This is a genomic window from Vibrio sp. 1580 (genome assembly GCF_033340055.1).
The window spans coordinates 105,485-123,408 of sequence record NZ_JAWOVT010000003.1 but is presented as its reverse complement, the minus strand read 5'-3'; the positions used below and the strand labels follow the sequence as shown (position 1 = coordinate 123,408).

General features: G+C 45.0%; 14 protein-coding genes. 7 read left to right on the top strand and 7 right to left on the bottom strand.

Annotated elements, in window-relative coordinates; all coding sequences use genetic code 11:
- Positions 1-224: 224 nt before the first annotated feature.
- Together R7093_RS05910 and R7093_RS05905 are read left to right on the top strand one after the other, a co-directional pair.
- Positions 225-818 carry a mechanosensitive ion channel family protein gene (locus R7093_RS05910; RefSeq protein WP_258658510.1) on the top strand — a complete coding sequence of 198 codons (594 nt, stop codon included), beginning with the start codon at positions 225-227 and terminating at the stop codon, positions 816-818.
- A gap of 135 nt (positions 819-953) precedes the next feature.
- Positions 954-1,538 (top strand): flavodoxin family protein, encoded by a 585-nt coding sequence (locus R7093_RS05905; protein ID WP_054576529.1) that lies wholly within the window; start codon positions 954-956, stop codon positions 1,536-1,538.
- Positions 1,539-1,601: 63 nt separating this feature from the next.
- On the opposite strand, the gene R7093_RS05900 is transcribed toward R7093_RS05905, so the two are convergent.
- Entirely contained in the window at positions 1,602-3,227 is a 1,626-nt protein-coding gene (locus R7093_RS05900; RefSeq protein ID WP_054576528.1) for an ABC transporter substrate-binding protein, read from the bottom strand.
- Between the two features lie 141 nt (positions 3,228-3,368).
- Between R7093_RS05900 and mpaA the strand changes: the two genes are divergently transcribed.
- Entirely contained in the window at positions 3,369-4,079 is a 711-nt protein-coding gene (gene mpaA / locus R7093_RS05895) for a murein tripeptide amidase MpaA (protein WP_033907251.1), read from the top strand.
- A 19-nt stretch (positions 4,080-4,098) separates the two neighbouring features.
- Here the strand turns inward: mpaA and R7093_RS05890 are convergent, their stop codons facing one another.
- Positions 4,099-4,950, bottom strand: coding sequence for an SIS domain-containing protein (locus tag R7093_RS05890; protein WP_005383578.1), 852 nt, complete (start codon positions 4,948-4,950; stop codon positions 4,099-4,101).
- A gap of 242 nt (positions 4,951-5,192) precedes the next feature.
- Between R7093_RS05890 and murQ the strand changes: the two genes are divergently transcribed.
- The 3 genes from murQ (at position 5,193) to R7093_RS05875 (ending at position 8,782) form a co-directional block, all read left to right on the top strand.
- Positions 5,193-6,095 carry an N-acetylmuramic acid 6-phosphate etherase gene (gene murQ, locus R7093_RS05885; protein ID WP_136976775.1) on the top strand — a complete coding sequence of 301 codons (903 nt, stop codon included), beginning with the start codon at positions 5,193-5,195 and terminating at the stop codon, positions 6,093-6,095.
- A gap of 28 nt (positions 6,096-6,123) precedes the next feature.
- Complete coding sequence (gene murP / locus R7093_RS05880; RefSeq protein WP_025500819.1) at positions 6,124-7,578, top strand: PTS N-acetylmuramic acid transporter subunit IIBC; 1,455 nt, start codon at positions 6,124-6,126, stop codon at positions 7,576-7,578.
- Positions 7,579-7,726: 148 nt separating this feature from the next.
- Positions 7,727-8,782 (top strand): porin, encoded by a 1,056-nt coding sequence (locus tag R7093_RS05875; protein ID WP_033907247.1) that lies wholly within the window; start codon positions 7,727-7,729, stop codon positions 8,780-8,782.
- A 208-nt stretch (positions 8,783-8,990) separates the two neighbouring features.
- Here R7093_RS05875 and R7093_RS05870 read toward each other — a convergent pair whose 3' ends face one another.
- On the bottom strand, positions 8,991-9,902 hold the full coding sequence (locus tag R7093_RS05870; RefSeq protein ID WP_193284808.1) for a LysR family transcriptional regulator: 912 nt from the start codon (positions 9,900-9,902) through the stop codon (positions 8,991-8,993).
- 88 nt (positions 9,903-9,990) lie between these two features.
- Here R7093_RS05870 and catC point away from each other — a divergent pair, with 88 nt between their 5' ends.
- On the top strand, positions 9,991-10,710 hold the full coding sequence (gene catC, locus R7093_RS05865; RefSeq protein WP_238787301.1) for a CatB-related O-acetyltransferase: 720 nt from the start codon (positions 9,991-9,993) through the stop codon (positions 10,708-10,710).
- Here the strand turns inward: catC and R7093_RS05860 are convergent.
- The 4 genes from R7093_RS05860 to R7093_RS05845 form a co-directional block, all read right to left on the bottom strand.
- Positions 10,707-12,386 carry a DUF342 domain-containing protein gene (locus tag R7093_RS05860; protein WP_005464872.1) on the bottom strand — a complete coding sequence of 560 codons (1,680 nt, stop codon included), beginning with the start codon at positions 12,384-12,386 and terminating at the stop codon, positions 10,707-10,709. The two genes, catC and R7093_RS05860, sit on opposite strands and share 4 nt — an antisense overlap.
- Before the next feature lie 251 nt (positions 12,387-12,637).
- Positions 12,638-14,665: a tRNA(Met) cytidine acetyltransferase TmcA gene (locus R7093_RS05855; protein WP_047102477.1), complete on the bottom strand. Its 2,028-nt coding sequence runs from the start codon at positions 14,663-14,665 to the stop codon at positions 12,638-12,640.
- A gap of 105 nt (positions 14,666-14,770) precedes the next feature.
- Positions 14,771-15,745, bottom strand: coding sequence for a ParB/RepB/Spo0J family partition protein (locus R7093_RS05850; protein WP_005374504.1), 975 nt, complete (start codon positions 15,743-15,745; stop codon positions 14,771-14,773).
- Between the two features lie 7 nt (positions 15,746-15,752).
- Positions 15,753-16,970, bottom strand: coding sequence for an AAA family ATPase (locus R7093_RS05845; protein WP_005374503.1), 1,218 nt, complete (start codon positions 16,968-16,970; stop codon positions 15,753-15,755).
- Positions 16,971-17,924: the final 954 nt, after the last annotated feature.

The window sequence follows — 17,924 nt, the reverse complement described above, 5'->3', positions numbered from 1 at the left end:
TGGGATACAGCTCAAAGATTGCTCTTTTCAAAATCACGTCAGCTTTGGTTGAATATAAGTAATACAGCCAAAGAGTTCGCAATGCTCACTAAGTCTTTGATTAACCAATATAGTACTCTGTGGTACCTCAACACAGAGACAAATGGTGTAAAGAAAAATTGTGATTACTTACAGCAAAAAATCAGCTATAAAAGCCGCTTTCTAGATATCGTCGAGATGAAGAAATGAATGATTGGATCCAATTAGAGCAAGTGAGCCAGTATTTCACTATGGGCTCCCTCGGTTACAAACTATTGATGGGCATTTTTGTCCTGATCGCGTATCGCATCCTGAAGAGGATTGTAAATCGAGCCATCCTAAATTTGGCAACAACGAAAGGTGTAAAAAAGGCTCGTTTGAGTTTTATTCAGCGCTGTTTCAATGTCGCTCTGCTATTTTTGACCGCCTCTATTTTTGCCATTGCCACAGGTATTGGCTATGGCGATGTGTCTTTGTTCCTATCGTCCATTTTTGCCGTATTAGGTGTGGCGTTTATTGCGCAGTGGTCAATTCTGAGCAACATCACTGCCAGCTTTTTGATCTTTTTTGTCTTCCCATACCGAGTGGGTGACCGAATTAAAGTCGTAGATAAAGATGAAGACATCTGCGGTGAGATTCAAGAAATCAGTATGTTTCACGTGTTAATTAAGCACGACAACGGTAACTTGATCACTTACCCAAACAACCAGATTTTGCAAAAAGCAGTGCTAAAGCTGGCGAAAAACAAGCCAGAGCCAAGTAAAGCAAAATCTCGGATTTATACTCGCAGAAAGAAATAACCCACTAAAAAGCCGATGTATCTACATCGGCTTTTTAATGCACTTCTTTTTAAGTTTTAGTGTTGACCTCAACTTAGCTTGAGGTTTTAGCCTTAGTCGCACGATTAAAAATCAACAATGAAAAAAGGAACCATTGTGTCCAAAATTGCGATTATTTATTTCTCTAAAACCGACGTTACTGGTCAGCTTGCTCGCGCGATTGCCGCAGGTGTTGAACAACAAGGCATTAAGCAGCAAGATGAATGTGAAATCCTCTCTCACCGAATTGAAGGCAGTGAGATTATTGAGGGACGTTTTGTGAACCCTAAACTAATGGATGAACTTGCTGAGTGTGATGCGATTATCTTTGGCTCACCGACCTATATGGGCGGTGTAGCAGCGCAGTTTAAAGCATTTGCAGATGCAAGCAGTGAATCTTGGTATTACCAAAAATGGGCGAGCAAAATCGCGGCTGGCTTTACCAGTGGTGGGGCAATGAATGGCGACCAATCTTGCACATTACAATATCTACAAACGCTCGCTAACCAACACGGCATGATGTGGATCGGGTTGGATAAGATCAGCAATTCTGGGGAGCAAAACCTGAATCGTTATGGTGTACAAGGTGGTATTGTTGCACAAGGTGATGAAGGTGGTCAGTTGCATGCTTCTGATGTTGCAACAGCGGAGTATCTTGGCAAACGAGTCGCTATGCTCGTGAACAAGCTCTCCACTCGCTAACAATAAAAAGAAGCCCCGTAAGATACATCTTCGGGGCTTCATATTTATCGCTTGTTTTGAGCGCTACTTCTTGATGTAGAGGTCTTTCGAGTAGATACGACCTTCTACGTTGTTCTTGGCAAAACCGCCAACCGTAGGACGAACCAAACGCGCTTGCATGTAGTAGTAAATCGGTGCGATTGGCATATCCGCCGCCAACAATTGCTCGGCTTGATCATAGAAACCTTGGCGCGCTTTCTCATCGGTTGCGGCCAATGCACTGTTCATCGCGTTGTCGTACGCTTCATTGCTGTAACGTGCAAAGTTACCCGAAGAACCTGAGCGAAGTAAGCTCAGGAAAGTAGACGCTTCATTGTAATCACCACACCAGGAAGCGCGCATCACATCGAAATTGCCTTGTTTACGCGCCACTAAGTATGACTTCCACTCTTGGTTTTCTAACTCCACGTGTGCACCGAGATTTTTTTGTAGCATCGACGCTATCGCAACCGCGATCGATTTGTTTGCCTCACTGGTGTTGTACAGCAATTTAAAATCGAGCGGCTTGTCTTGGCTGTAACCCGCTTCTTTTAACAACTGACGCGCTTTCTCGTCACGTTGTTGCTGACTCCACTTACTGTATTCAGGCGGCGTCGCATCAAACCCTGCGGTGTACTGATGCGCAAAAGTATAAGCAGGAAGGTTGCCCACTTGCGTGACACCATTCGTAATCACATCGCGCATGATGGAGTACGACACCGCTTGACGCACTCGCACATCATCAAATGGCGGACGAGTGGTATTGAACGCGTAGTAATACGTACACAATAATGGCACCACCGTGTAAGCCTGCTTGTAATCTTGTTTAAGCTTCTGCGCCATATGAGTCGGCACATCTGACGTGATATCCAGCTCTCCTGCCGCATAGCGATTGATCGACGCGTTTTGGTTTTCAAACGGAATGTAAGTCACTCTGTTTAGATGCGTATCTGCGCTGTCCCAGTAACTTGGACTCTTAACCAGTTCAATGCGTTCATTCACGACCCACTTATCCAATGTGAATGCACCGTTGCTAACAAATTGGTCTGGTTCGCTCCACGGCTTGTCGCGGTTTTCCACTGTCGCTTGATGCACTGGCATCATGGACGTGTGCCCAGTCATAGCAACAAAGTACGGCACTTGACTGTCCAACTCAAAACGTAGGGTGTATTTATCCACTGCCTTGATACCGAGATCGTCCAAAGGCTTTTTGCCCTCTGCTACATCGGCGATGTTTTTGATCTTGGTGAGTTTGAGATACCAAACATTTGGAGAAGCGGTCTTCGGATCTACCGCTCGGCGCAGTGAATAGACAAAATCATCCGCTGTCACAGGCTCGCCATTCGACCATTTCGCGTCTTTGCGAAAGTGAAAAGTAAAAGTTTGGTTGTCCTTGGTTTCCCATGATTCTGCCACACCGGGAATGATGTTTCCGTCACGATCTTGAATCACAAGCCCTTCAAATAAGTCACGAATCACATGCATTTCTGGCAGACCTTCGGCTTTCGCTGGGTCAAGCGTCGCCGCCTCTGCGTCATTCGCACGTACTAAATGCTGTTCTGCGGCAAGTTGAATGCCTTTAGGTAAGGTCTCCGCAGCAACTGATGTAGCAAGAAAAGGGGTGAATAAAGAGGAAATCAGCAACGCCGTTGAATGTTTTTTAAAATCCATATCGTTTTTCGTTCTCCTAACGAGTCTTGTGAAGCAAATTCCACAATTAACATTTCAACCGTTGACGAGTTTAAACGGTTCAGTTTAGCTAGGTGTAATTAGCTTAGATATTGATACTACTTCATCAATCAGGAGATTACGGTGAGTCTAATTCCAAGAACGGAAAGAGCGGCATTTTTAATTCGGCCAACATCATACGGTCAATCCGTGCTTGGTGCGCCATTACTGTATTTTCCGGCTCAAGTCGAAAGTGCTTCGCGAGGTTTGATTTTGGCAGGCACTCACGGGGACGAGACGGCCTCGATTGCAGGTTTGTCCTGCGCGCTAAGAAGCTTGCCTGCTGAAAACTTACGACATGATGTGATTCTGTCAATGAATCCTGACGGCAACCAACTAGGCACACGCGCAAATGCAAACCAAGTGGATCTCAATCGCGCGTTTCCAACCCAAAATTGGACTGAGCATGGCACAGTGTATCGATGGAGCTCTCACACACCCGTTCGAGACGTACAGGTGAAAACTGGCACTAAAAACCAACTAGAGCCTGAAGTTAGCGCATTAATTAACTTGATTGAACTGCGCAAGCCAAAGTTTGTGGTGTCGTTTCATGAACCGCTTGCTTTTGTGGATGATCCCAAACATTCCGACCTTGCCAAATGGCTCGGCGAGCAGTTCCAACTGCCAATCGTTGACGATATCGACTACGAAACACCCGGCTCATTCGGCACTTGGTGTAGTGAACGTGATTTACCTTGCATCACGTTGGAGTTACCAGCGATTTCTGCCGATCTCACCATTGAAAAACATCTCTCTGCTTTTATTGCTTTGCTGAGGCACGATCCGGATCTCTAGTCCGCTGTTAAACAAGCGATCATGTGAGGATCTGTTTGATGTCGGTACTGATATCGCTGATCAACTGACGGGCACTGTCGTCTCTTTGCTGAACCAAGATGATAAACAGCAAATCGGTGATCACGTTTTGCGCGGTACGCGAAGCAATGGATGAGCTGCGATGTTCCGTTTCATTGGCAATCGTATCAAACGTAATATCGGCAATACCGCGCAAGCGACTTCTTCCAGGCGCAGATAACGCAATCACCTTCGCGCCCTGCTCTTTTGCCGCTTCTGCCGCGACGAGAATTTCTTTGCGCTCACCCGAAAACGAGATTGCGATCTGAACATCTTCTGGAGAGAGCGTGCGGGCAACAGCAATCTGCACGTGGCTGTCTTGTTCAGAAAGCGCCGTAATACCAAGTTTAAGCAGTTTAAAGCTTAAATCCTTCGCGGTCAGTGCAGAGCCCCCAATCCCGACCACTTGCACTCGACGCGCTTCACTCAACCATTTCACCGCTTGGTGACACGCTTCGTAAGACAGCGTATTGGTAGTTTGAAACATAGCGTCGGTTTTCGCTTTCACCAGTTTCTGTGAAATTACCGCAATGGGGTCGTCAGCCAAAATATCACTGTGCAGCGGTGTCGACTGCATCGCATGCTTACGGCCAATCTCTTCATTCAGAGCTAACTTAAACTCGCTGTAACCTTTAAAGCCGATACGCTGAGTAAATTTCACAATGCTCGATTGACTCACTTTTACTTGCGCCGCAAGTTCTTGGCTGGTGAGCAGCGCCGCCTTTTCTGCGTTTTCAACAATCCAATCGCCAACCAAACGACCGCTTTGCGAAAGCTGAGTACGCCTCGCTACTATCCTATTGATAACTGACACAACAAAAACCTCAAAAATTTTAAATAAATTATTCCAAAACAGAAATAATAGGCGTTTGATTTAACCCCCTGATTATTCCAACCAAGACAGTTAATCCCGGATGTAATAGACGTATATTTTCTCTCATTATTCCAAATTTCTCCTGCATAAAGAATAACCTCAAGTGTGATTTTTATCACCAAACCTGAATATTTTATTCCATAAAATCGCCCTCAGATTGAACATTACGAAGAGTGCAAAACATGAAAATTGATTTAAGCAGATTGGTGACAGAAAGCCGTAACCCAGCCAGTGCCGAGATCGATACGCTTTCGACCATCGAGATGCTGCAAGTCATTAATGAAGAGGATCAAAAAGTCCCGCTCGCGTTAAAAGCGGTGCTACCACAAATTGCAGAGACAGTTGACGCAATTACCCAAGCTTTTGCAAATGGTGGCCGTTTAATTTACATGGGAGCTGGTACGTCAGGTCGCTTAGGCATTCTTGATGCGAGCGAGTGTCCTCCTACCTACGGCACGCACCCAGATATGGTGATTGGCTTAATTGCTGGTGGACATCAGGCGATTTTGAAAGCGGTAGAAAACGCAGAAGACAACGCGAAAATGGGCCAAGACGACTTAAAAGCACTTCACCTCTCCAAGAATGACGTGGTTGTAGGCATCGCTGCAAGTGGCCGTACACCTTATGTGCTAGGTGGTTTGGAGTACGCTAAATCCATCGGAGCCACGACCGCATCTATCGCTTGTAATCCAGAATGTACCATGGCAGAAGCGGCCGACATCGCGATTCTGCCGATAGTTGGCGCAGAGGTTGTCACTGGATCTTCTCGAATGAAAGCCGGCACCGCACAAAAACTGGTGCTAAACATGCTCACGACAGGCGCAATGATTCGTAGCGGTAAGGTATTTGGCAACTTAATGGTGGATGTAGAAGCCACTAACGCCAAGCTCATCCTACGCCAAACCAACATTGTTGTGGAAGCAACCGACGCATCAAAAGAAGAAGCAGAGCGAGCATTAAATGCCTGTGGTCGCCACTGCAAAACCGCCATCTTAATGATTTTGGCCGATTTGGATGCCGAACAAGCCAAATCACGCCTCGCCGCGCACAACGGCTTTATTCGCGCAGCACTAAATAATAATTAAATAATCCGAGTTCTGAAGGATAGACCCTATGGCAAAAATAACTTCAAACACAGTATCGCAGTTGCTGTCCGCAGTGGGTGGCAGTAGCAACGTAAGCAAATGTGGTAACTGTATGACGCGTTTGCGTTTATCGCTCGCCAACAATGGCTTGGCTGATCAATCAGTTATCAAGCAAATTCCCGGCGTAATGGGTGTGGTGGAAAGCGATGAGCAGTTTCAGATCATTCTCGGTCCTGGAAAAGCTCAACAAGCGGCTGAGATGATGAATCAACTGATCGACAGCTTAACCTCTGGTGACAGTGAAGAAGCAGATATGCCGCAACAAGATCTTTCTGCCGTCGCAGCCGAGCAGAAAAAACAGATGAAGAGCAAACAAACCAGTGCGGTTCAGCGTTTTTTAAGCAAGTTTGCTACCATCTTTACGCCGTTGATCCCAGGCTTTATTGCCGCTGGTTTGTTGCTAGGTTTTGCGACGTTATTGGAACAAATGTTTGTTCTCGACCAGACACCAAGCCAGTTTATGCTAGATTTGATCGCCTACATGAAAGTCTTTGGTAAGGGTCTTTTTGCTTTCCTAAGTATTCTGATTGGTTACAACGCGCAGCAAGCGTTTGGCGGCTCTGGTGTTAATGGTGCCATTCTCGCCTCTTTGTTTGTGCTGGGTTACAACCCAGAGGCAACATCTGGCATTTACTCTGGCATGAACGAGTTTTTCGGCTTTGCGATTGATCCGCGCGGCAACATTATCGGCGTACTTTTGGCAGCGATCATCGGTGCACAAGTCGAGCGTAAGGTTCGTCAATACATGCCTGATGATCTGGACATGATCTTAACGTCCGTTATCACTCTATTGATCATGGGTGCGGTAACCTTCTTGATCATCATGCCAATCGGCGGCGAGCTGTTTAAAGGGATGTCTTGGTTGTTCCTCAACTTAAACGATAACCCATTAGGCGCTGCAATCTTGGCAGGTTTGTTCTTAATTTCTGTGGTATTTGGCATCCACCAGGGTTTTGTTCCAGTGTACTTCGCATTGATGGAAGCACAGGGCTTTAACTCACTATTCCCTATCCTGGCGATGGCAGGTGGCGGTCAGGTTGGCGCGTCAATGGCGCTGTATTTCAAAGCCAAAAAAGACGCTCTACTGCGCACTCAAGTTAAAGGCGCTATTATTCCGGGTCTTCTAGGCATTGGCGAACCATTGATTTACGGCGTGACATTACCACGTGTAAAACCATTCGTTACCGCTTGTATTGGTGGTGCTGCGGGCGGCTTCTTTATCGGTTTAGTTTCTTACCTTGGCTTACCAGTTGGTCTTAATACGGTGTTTGGCCCATCCGGTATCGTGGCGATTCCTCTCATGACATCTGAAAATGGCATCTTCCCGGGCATGATGGTGTTTGTTGCTGGCCTGCTTATCTCTTACATCGTCGGCTTCCTCGCGACTTACTTCTTTGGCTGCAAAGACGTCGATTTAAGCTAAATCATTCTTCCCCTATAGGAATGGACTAGCTCGCGTCCTTGGCAAACAAGGGCGCACCCTCTCTCTACTTCACGACAATTTTTCTTATTCCGTTACTCGGAAGGGGCTTTGTCGTACCTAAAACAATAGAAATGAAAGGTCGTTAATCATGAAAAAGCACATTTTGGCTCTACTTCTCCCTACATTGATGGCATCAAACGCAATGGCAGCGCAGCTGTATCAAGCGGAAGATGGGTCAGTTTTAAATATTTACTCTCGTCTTGGTTTCAATGTCACCAGTAAAAATGATGAGCATGGCGATGCAAATGGCGAGTTTGATGGCCGTATTGGTTTAAACGGTTCACAAACCATCAACGAGTACGCGTCGATCATCGGCCAAGCGCAATACCAAGTGGGTGCCGCTGAATACGCAAACCAAGTAAACGACAAACCGTCTCTGACCGCACGTTATGTATGGGCAGGTATTGATGCGAAAGATTATGGTCGCATTACTGGTGGTCGCGTGGCATCTGGATTGATTATGTTTACCGACATTGGTGATGTGTTCGCCTCTTCCGATGTTTCTATGGCGCGCCAAGCGAATAAAGTCGACAAAACCGCGACGCAAGTTTTCCGTCAAGATGGCACGCTGCAATATCAAAACAGCCTAGGTAATGTCGATTTTTCTGTCGCGTACATTTTAGGAAACAACACTTCTGAGCTCGACTACGGTTACAACGCTGCACTGCGTTATACGCTAGACATGGGGAATTTGGGTACCTTGGCACCAGTGATAGCGATGCAGAAGAATAAAGGTGATGCACGTGAAAGCAACGACACCGATTACACATTCTGGGGCGCAGGTACGCGTTACTACCTAGGTGATTTGATGTTGGGTGCGTTGTACTCGGAAGATGAACTAGAGGGCTATTACTCACAAACCAGTACCGACAAAGTGATGGAACTAACGGCGGTTTACAGTGTAAATGACAAATGGGTACTGCGTGCTGGTTATCGTTCTTTAGAAAACAGTGATGGTGACGAGCTAGAGCTGAAAGATACAACGCTAGAAGTGCAATACAAACTGACGCCTCGTTCTTCTATCTACACAAACTACGTTGATCGTAACGGCTCGCGTGGCTACAGCAATGGACAAGAAGTCTCGTTTGGCGGTGCGCACGCAGACGAAAGCTACTACCACTTAGGTCTACGTTACGAGCTGTAAGCACGATACTTAATGTAAGTTAGCTGAATCCATGAGCTTCTTCTGTGTCCGGTCAGTAGTTATTGCCTTTAATGCTGATTTGAAGAAGCTCACCCTCGTAATATGTTTTCTTCGTTACCTGTTTTGACCAACACGCCTGCATCAGGAAAACTGGTGACAGTGTTTTCGCATTCCTTTGCTTCCTCAATTGTTGCTAAGTTTGTTGTCGCTATTCGCCGACAGAATATATGTTCCTAAAGTGATCAATGAACGCTCGCGTTCTTCTTGGTAAGTGCTCACGTTTTGGGTAAAGCAGATAAAGCGGCAAAATCGCATCCGTTTGCCATTCTGGCAGTAAGATCACGAGTTGTTCTTTTTGTGCAGGTTCGAGTTTAGCCAGTGCAAATTCATCTAACATGGCTACACCACAGCCAGCCAAAGTAGCATCCAACATGGACTGGACAAGATTAAAACTCAGCGTACTTTCTAACTCAATTCTGCACTGCTGTTGAGTTTGCTTATGCGTAAACGTCCACTTGTCTAACACCAAGTCACGACTTTTATAAAGGATGTGCTCTAAGTCACCAAGCTCCTCTGGCGTACTTACATTTGGTTTATCAGCTAAATACGAGCGATGAGCGATCGGTTTACAGTGTAAAGTGCGTAGCTGATGGCCGACGTATCCCTCTGGGGGAGTATCGGTAAAGTAGAATGCGATATCAAACCCAGCCTCAATCAAGTCGAGAGGTGTCTCTGTGAAGATCACTTCGACGCTCACTTGTGGATGTTGCAATCGAAACTCGATCAATGTTTGGCTGAGTAACGCAGCTCCGAAAGAAGCGGACGCCGCTATTCTCAATTTTCCCGATACGATCTCGTTTGCCATGACTTGCTCATTGATCTGCTCAGCGCCTTCGAGCAGTTGCTTTACCTGCTGATAAAACCGCAAACCATCGTAAGTCAAATTAAACTGGCGCGTAGTTCGCTGAATAAGCTGCACCGACAATATGTCTTCAAGCTGTTTAAGTTGCCGACTTACATGCGCATTCGAACAATTCAGTCGCTTTGCTGCACCAGTAATACTTCGCTCCTCGCACAAAGCGACGTAAAGTGGTACGTAGCTGAGCCATTTTATTTCCATAAAGTAATTCTGAATCTCTAAAATCAAACTACTGGAAATAATAGAAAGCCACTAAACTCTGTACAACCTAAATTTGAAAGGATGAGTTATGAGTGTTTTCGACACGTGGTTAAAAGGTCAAGTCATTAAAGATCACATCACTAATCCCAATATCATCGTTGGCGATTACAGCTATTACTCGGGCTTCTATCATCAAAAAAGCTTCGAAGAGCAAGCAGTACGCTACTTGTTGGGTGACCCCGTCACACTTCAAGAATGGCAAAGTAGAGAACCCGATAGCATCGACAAATTAATCATTGGCAAGTTTTGTTCCATCGCTTCTGGAGCCACCTTCATGATGGCAGGAAACCAAGGTCATCGCATTGACTGGATTTCAACCTTCCCCTTCTCTCCTGAAGAATTTGGAGAAGGCGTGCAAGACGGTTTCGAGCGTGCCGGAGACACGGTGGTGGGGAACGATGTTTGGATTGGCAGCGAGGCGATGATCATGCCCGGAGTAAACATCGGCGATGGAGCCGTCATCGGAGCACGCACCGTAGTGACGAAAGACGTGCAACCTTATTCGGTGGTGGTTGGAAACAACCAAGTCGTACGTCAACGATTCAGCGATAAAGAGATTGAAACTCTACTCAATATCCAATGGTGGAACTGGCCAATAGAACACATTAAACAAGCAATGAAAGTAATGTGTAGCAGCCAAGTCGGTGCGCTTGCGGACTACTATCAAGAGCACATTGTCGATTTGTATATAAACAAAAGCCCACACATCTTGTTGCGACGTGTGGGCTCAGTGAGTAAGAAAGCTTAAACCGCAGCGACGTCCTCTTCTTCCAAGTTCGCCGAGACTTTAATTTCGTATTGATTGAAACGGAACGAACAACCGCCATGAGTACGCTTTGTCGTTACTTGCTCGTCGCCAAACTGCACCGTCACGCGAGTGAAGACACGCTCTTTGGCTTCGACAATATTTTCTTCTAACGCGACTTCAAAGTCATGTTCCGTTTGTTCTAGCTTTTGCTTTATCGCTTCAAGCTGCTCGTTGTTTTGTGTTTTCATCACATCAATCTGAGCTTGTTCTTCGTCGGTACGTTCGGCTTTAGGACGTTTCTTAAATTCGAGCTCTTTGCGAATCACATCCATCGTGCCTTCTTGAGCGCGTTTGTATTGATCTTTTAGCTCTGCTAATCGCTCCTTAAATGCAGAATAGCGCGCGAACGCTTCTACCTTAGTGGCGGTGTCGCCTTCTACACCCAATTGCAAGCACACCACTTTGTCACCGACTTTTGCATCTCCGCCGCTGAGCGTGCCGTTCCTACCGTTCGCATCCAGCACCGTCAGATTGCGCCCACAAACAATATCGTTATTCATGCTGTGCACCGCCAATTCAATATCTTCTCCGGCTTGCAAATCACAATATTGGGCGTAGCTTGCGCGAATCGAACCTTTGGCTTTGACGTGACAACTCTTTGGCTGGCCATCACTCACGGTGTGGCCAATGATCCCTTTACCAACTTGAATGTCGTCTTGCGCTTGTACGTCAGCCGATTCAATGAAGCCGCCTACAGTAATAGAGCCCGTAGCTTTAACAATCATTCCGGATTCAATGTTGCCACCGATAATCACATTCCCTTTAAATTTCACGTGACCTGTATTCACGCCAACGCTATTGAGGCAAAGTGCGTTATCAACTTCGATGGTTTTGTCTTTAATCAGAGGCGTACCGGATACCGATGCGATCAATAGGTTTGGGTCGTGCTTGCATATCTCGGTGCCCTTGCCTGGCTTCATTGGGCTGTCTTTTCCAGCTTGTGGAGGAATCACTCGCCCTTGAACAGTAAAACCTGGCGTACCTTTGGTCGCAGGCGTGCGGCGCATCACCTCATCGCCTACGTCAACCGCGATAGTTTCACCGAGGTTACGTAAATCAATTTTGTCGCTAGCAGATTGGCCGTCTTTGGGTTTGAGGATGCGTTTGGTGATGTCTTTAACGAGAGGAGTAAAAAGAGCGTCTTTGCCTTTGATAGGTTGCTTACCAACCGCTACAGGTTGAGAAAAAGTTTCGCCGGGTTTGAGCTGAGTGCTGACAACCAACACTTTCTTCAAAGCCAGTTTGTTGATGCCTTTCGAAACTCGCGCTTGAGCAAGGGCTTGAACAATCTCGGGGCCACGTAAGCCTCGACCTCCGTACGCGCCGACAACGTTCATACTGGCGAGCATGTCATTATTCGATAATTCAACCTCAACTTGCGCGTTGCGTTTTTCCGCAATGACGATGCCTTCGTAAGCTTCGGCTTTACGTTCTTTGGCGCAGTTAATGAATCTCACGACTTCCCCCTCAACAACAAACATCCTTTCAGCGTTCATTGCGACGAGCTGCTCGTTTAATTCATTTTGATTTAGCTCACCACCGAGGTCCACTTCTCCCGGAAGACGGGCTATCACCTTGGTCTTATCTTCAGATAACTCAAGACACAGCTTCCACATACCCTTACCACTTTGCTTCCCATCAACACTCTCAGTCTAACCAAATCCGTTTTCTGAACAAACCTCGCATTTCTTATTATAGGGCTCACGTCACTAAAGAAAGTAATCCATCAATAACGGTTAAACAGGATATTAAGAGAAAACTCGATTTAGCCTAAAGCTCAATCAAAATACACGCTGAAACAAAAAGGAGCTGGATTTACAGTGTAAAATCAGCTCCCAATAATTTCATTTACAGTGTAAATTCCTCTTTATTGTTTACAGTGTAAATCGCTCCAAATGTGCTTTACTTCGTCCCTTAACTGCTGCTCAACTTGCCTTCTTCCAGGTAAACCAAATTGCTGAGCACATTCAGTCCAACTACGGTTAAGAAAAAGCTTACTGATCATCAAGTCGGAAGCGGAGTTCAAACCTAAGTTAAGTAACCACTGCTGAAGCCACACAGACACAGACTCATAACTGTTACCACCATCAGCATAACATTCAATTAGTAATAATTTAGCGGGATGAAGTGGACTCATTCCCAAAGGTTGCGGCAATAGAGCTCGAAAAATAGGGGCTTCTAATTTTGGATAGACGTCAGCCACATTGTTAGACAACATTTCTTCAAATAGCGCCTGAGATTGGTCGACCCAAACCGTCTGTTGGGAATCACAAGGTTTGACCATCAAGACTGAATAACAACCGCTAGCAGCATCGCGCATTGACCCTAAGCGAATTGTACGGAAGTTCGATTGTCGCCAGAAATAGAGCAACTCTTCCGTCGCACCAAAACTCGTGGATAAGTAGGCAATGTGTTTAGCAGCCATTTGCTCAAGTTGCTGCAGAATTTTTTGACCAATGCCTTTGCCTTGCAATGCTGGATGAACCGCAATTCTCATGACTCGCAGCGTCGATAGATTCGCGACATTCGGGAATCCTAGGTGGTTTGCAATCGTAATTGGGGCTAAGTGTCCTTTAGGACGACGCTTACCAAGCTGGATTTCTTCAACCAATTCAGCGTCAAGCCCACCCTCTTCGACCGCTAATATCACCCCCACAACCGCATTATCTTGCTTAGCAAAATAGAGCTGACTGTTGTCGTCTTGCAAAAGGTGAATCAAATCATTCGGAGAGGTCTGATAATGAGCATTCACCAAAAGAGCGAAGCACTCACGCAGCAAACTAGGCTGCGATATCAAATTGTTCTTATCGGCTTTAGAAAGGGAAATTGAGTCGACCTGGTTAAGTTGATGGTGCGTTAACTCCGCATCCAACAAAAACGCGTCATAGAGCCATGATTCGAGCGCATCATTCATGCTCCAGCGGATGGGCTGTGTCATGTGCCATGTTTTCATTCCCGAACGCTGTTTCTGAAGCCAATCAACAAATTTAATCGTAAAGCCCCGGCCACAACCTTCATAACCGTGAATAGTCGTAGAAAAAACGAGTCGATGATAATGTTCGGTAATGCTTTTGAGCATAGGAACTGGAATTGCAGCCGCTTCATCGACAAGTAACAAATCACATTCAGGTCGACTCAATAATAGTTCATCTGGAGCAATGAATTGAATGGATCCCTGCCCTGATTCTAATCTGTCCTTCCTAATACGCTGCGCATTAGGAAGTAGCCGCAAAGCATGCTGGTAAACAGGCTCAACGGCTTTTATAGATGGTGCCGTAATTAAGATTCTAAGTGGCTTCTGCTGTAATAAGCTCGCACACGCGATGCCGAGAGCACTTGTTTTTCCGCGCCCACGATCAGCGGTCAAAACTAACGGTCGCTTTCGATGTCCTGTCACCACCTTTTCAATTAGAGAAATGGCATGTTCTTGTTCCGTGTAGTGGCTTTCTTTTTCTGCTTGCTTGATGTCTGGAGCCGTTGGCAATGGTTTGTCTTGCTCAATAACAACGAGCTTCTCCCATTGTTTGTGCATCCATTGCTGAGCAAAATTCGCAGTTTGTCGCGGCTCAGTAATGACAATAAGAAAACCGCCGCCAACCAATGAGCCAAGCGCAGCGGTAAAACTATTTGCGTCAAAGCCATTTCGAGCATCAAACAATAGAACGTCACACTCTCTGCCTAGCAACATGTGCCCTTGTTTAGACGAAACACTGGATACGTTTTTCAAACCAAAATCACCAACAGAAAACCAACGTTGATGGCGCTGCGTTTTATGGAACTCTGACATCAACGCATTTTGCCAAGAAGCCTCGCCTTGAATGACAACACCAATCCTTTGGAAAGATTGGTGAGCTTGATGTTGAAGTGATGAAAGGAAATCAGATTGTGTCTGCATTTTGTCTATCCAACGTTGAACTGACGTAATGGTATCACATCTTTAATTTGACGCTTCTCAGATATAAAAAAACCGCCCGGAGGCGGTTGATTCAATCATCATTTGTTATTGCAGTTTGGTTTGTACAAACGCAAGAATCTCTTCCATTAAGCTGTCGTCAACTTTCTTCAAGTTCAACGCCAGGCTGCTACCTTTTCGGCTATAGCTTGCTCGACCTTTAACTAAGTCGACTTTTTCCGTCTTCTTACCAGGTTTTGCTGGTGCAAGTTCAGTAATCCAATTTTCGATGCTTTCCGTGACTTCTTTTGTCAGACGAGCAACGCCTTGAGCTGTGCTTCGCTGCCATAAAAACCCTTCGCTAGAGCGACATTTATCTAACAGCTCTTGCTGCTGCTCTGGCGTTAGCGTTGAAAACTGTTTGTGCAGTTTCACGATTGTTGGGCGACCGAGATCGCCAACATTCGGATACGCTTGAAGCAGTTCTAACGGTAATGCTGCGGCTTTTAAAGCGCCACTTACCAACGCTTCACTGCACTGGAACATTTTTGCCAATGCTTTCTGATCCTCAGCTTCACCACTATCAAGCTTAGCCTGCATCTCTTTACCTTTTTCGTATAAAGAGAGCGGTTTGTGAGCATTTGCCACATCAGACAAAAACTTAGCATGGTCAGTATTGATGTTGTCAGCAACATAAACCAAAAAATCTTGTTCAGCGAGGATACAAGACATGCGACGACGGCTACCATCTAAAACTTCAATCTTGCCATCTTCAGTTCTACGACCCACCGCTGGATATTGTTGGCCACGCTCTTTGAGTGTGACTAAAACATCAGATAAAGCATGTTCGTTTAAGAACGATTGCTCACGAGCGTTATCAACAAATACTGTTGTTTCTGTCGCAACTTTATTTGCAGGAATACGCACAAGTTCAAACTGAACAATATTTTCACCTGCAACTGCTAGTTCAATCGTTTGAGCTTTCTCTTTTGCCGCAGTTTGCGCCTCTTGCGGAGTCACAACACGACGCTTATTCGTTTTGCCAAATAATTTCGCGTTTAATTCAGACGTTTTCAAAGCCATTTACTTATTACCCCTGATTCAATGACGGCCAATTAGAGTGCAGCACACGCTCTAATTCCAGTGCGCTTTTATGAACAGCGTCTTGCGCGGTAGCTAGTGTCTTCTTACCGCCTTCAAAATCGCTTACTGTCAGATCAAATACTGTGCTGTAGGTATCGGCACAGGTTTCAAACGCACGGCTACGAGGAATAGTAGCCATCATAACTTGGTCACCTAGAAGATAGTTCATTTCAGTTAAAACAGAAACTTGCTTCTTATTGTCGTCCTCAAACATGGTTGGCATCAAGCGAACAAACTCAAGACCATTCCAGTCCTCCGGGAACATTTCATATACCGTAGGCAAATGCTGGAAGAAGTTTACTGTTGAAGCCCAGTCCAGACGCTTAGCCGCACAAGGAATTAGCAAGGCATTTGATGCATACATCGCATTCCATACTAATGGGTCAACGTGTGGACCGGTATCAATCATAATGATATCGAAGTCATCAGCAATTTTATCAATCAGTTGCTCTTTCAGCAGACGGACGATATCGAGTGATGGGTCTTCAGATAGCGTTTGCCATGCTTCCGCATTAAACATCGCGTCTTCTGGAAATGCTGAAATCGACTTTAAGTTCGGATATTGCGTTGGCAGCAATACGTTTTTACGTAAAAATTCACTGTCAATTTCCACACCATCAGGCACGTTACCCAACATAATGTCTACCGCAGAATAGATATTATCATGCTCTGCCATGCTGATTTGCGGGTTGAGGAATAAACGTAGCGAGCCTTGTGGGTCTAAGTCGATTAAACAAATACGGTATCGTTTATCCAAATTTAGCGCTAAACATGCCGCTAAATGAACCGCGGTCATTGATTTACCTGTACCGCCCTTTTGGTTCTGCACATTAATAATCCAAGGTTTGTTACCTGAATTCTTTTTACGCTCATGAAATTTAGGCACTTCAGCCGCATCCATGAGCATGTGTGCTTCTTCTAACGTAATTGAATAATGATTCGCGTTGTTTTTGGTAAATTGATGCCCAGCGGCTTCCATTTTACCAATCGCGTCGTCGAGCTTACGGCGAGTTAGACCAGAACGGGTTTCCATCATCGCTTTCGACATTGGTGGGAAGTAGTTATCGCTTCGCTCTTCTAAAACAATTTCAATACGGTCAGCTTGAACCTGCTGAGTCAGCTCCGCTAACTCAAGAAGGTTTTCAATCGTTTTTTCTCTTTTCATGCCAAATTCCGTTGGAAGGATTTATAATTTCAATTGTACAGCAGTAAAGACCAAAAACAACAAAAAGGTGCACGAACATTTTGAATAACCATCACATAAAAAAACACCCAAATCGACGCTTTTATGATTTATGGTCAAAAAGATAACTATTTTTAATCAAATAATCTTCTCATAAGTGGACACCTAAACTTAAAAATAAAAAGTGTTACAGCGTCACTCATTTACAATGTAAATCAATTTTCTACCGGAACGATTATAATCTTAAGCTAAATTACGGATTATGTTAGACCAACCTAATTTAAACGAAAAATAGTAAGTAATATCGGAACAATAAAGACCTGAACACCTTGATCATGTCTCCGAACAAAATAGGGTAGTTCCAGCGAAACATCTATGGAAGTATGATCAAGGTATACTTATGATCATGCTTCCGTGTTAATAAACAAATCCGAAAGCATGATCATGGCAAAATTGAGCAGAGTACGGTGTAAACACGCAAATAAAATAAGATCCATTAATCGGAAATATGATCAAGCCTTAGAATCTCTCGGAAGCATGAGTTTTCTTCTCTGATTTACGGTTGAGTGCAGACAGAATGGGGGATTGAGCAGAAATTGACGGTATAGAAGCCGGAACAATGAAATTGCGCAAGTTGCTATGATAAATCACACTCTCATGATCATGCTTCCTGTAAATAAGCAGAGACTAGGATTTACTTCTAAATATGAGCGACTTGAATGTATTTTAATCAGATGAGTGATATCTCATCAATATGGGCGCCAGAACGATAGATATATTGGCTCTTGATCATCGATCCGAGTATAAATAACATTACCAATGCACAATATAATCATCGTGAAGATCATTATTAAATACTGCATCTGTGGATAACCTGTAAAAACATCATGATCATCGTTTCAAGACTCTTTTGATCATCTTTTCATAACCTTAATG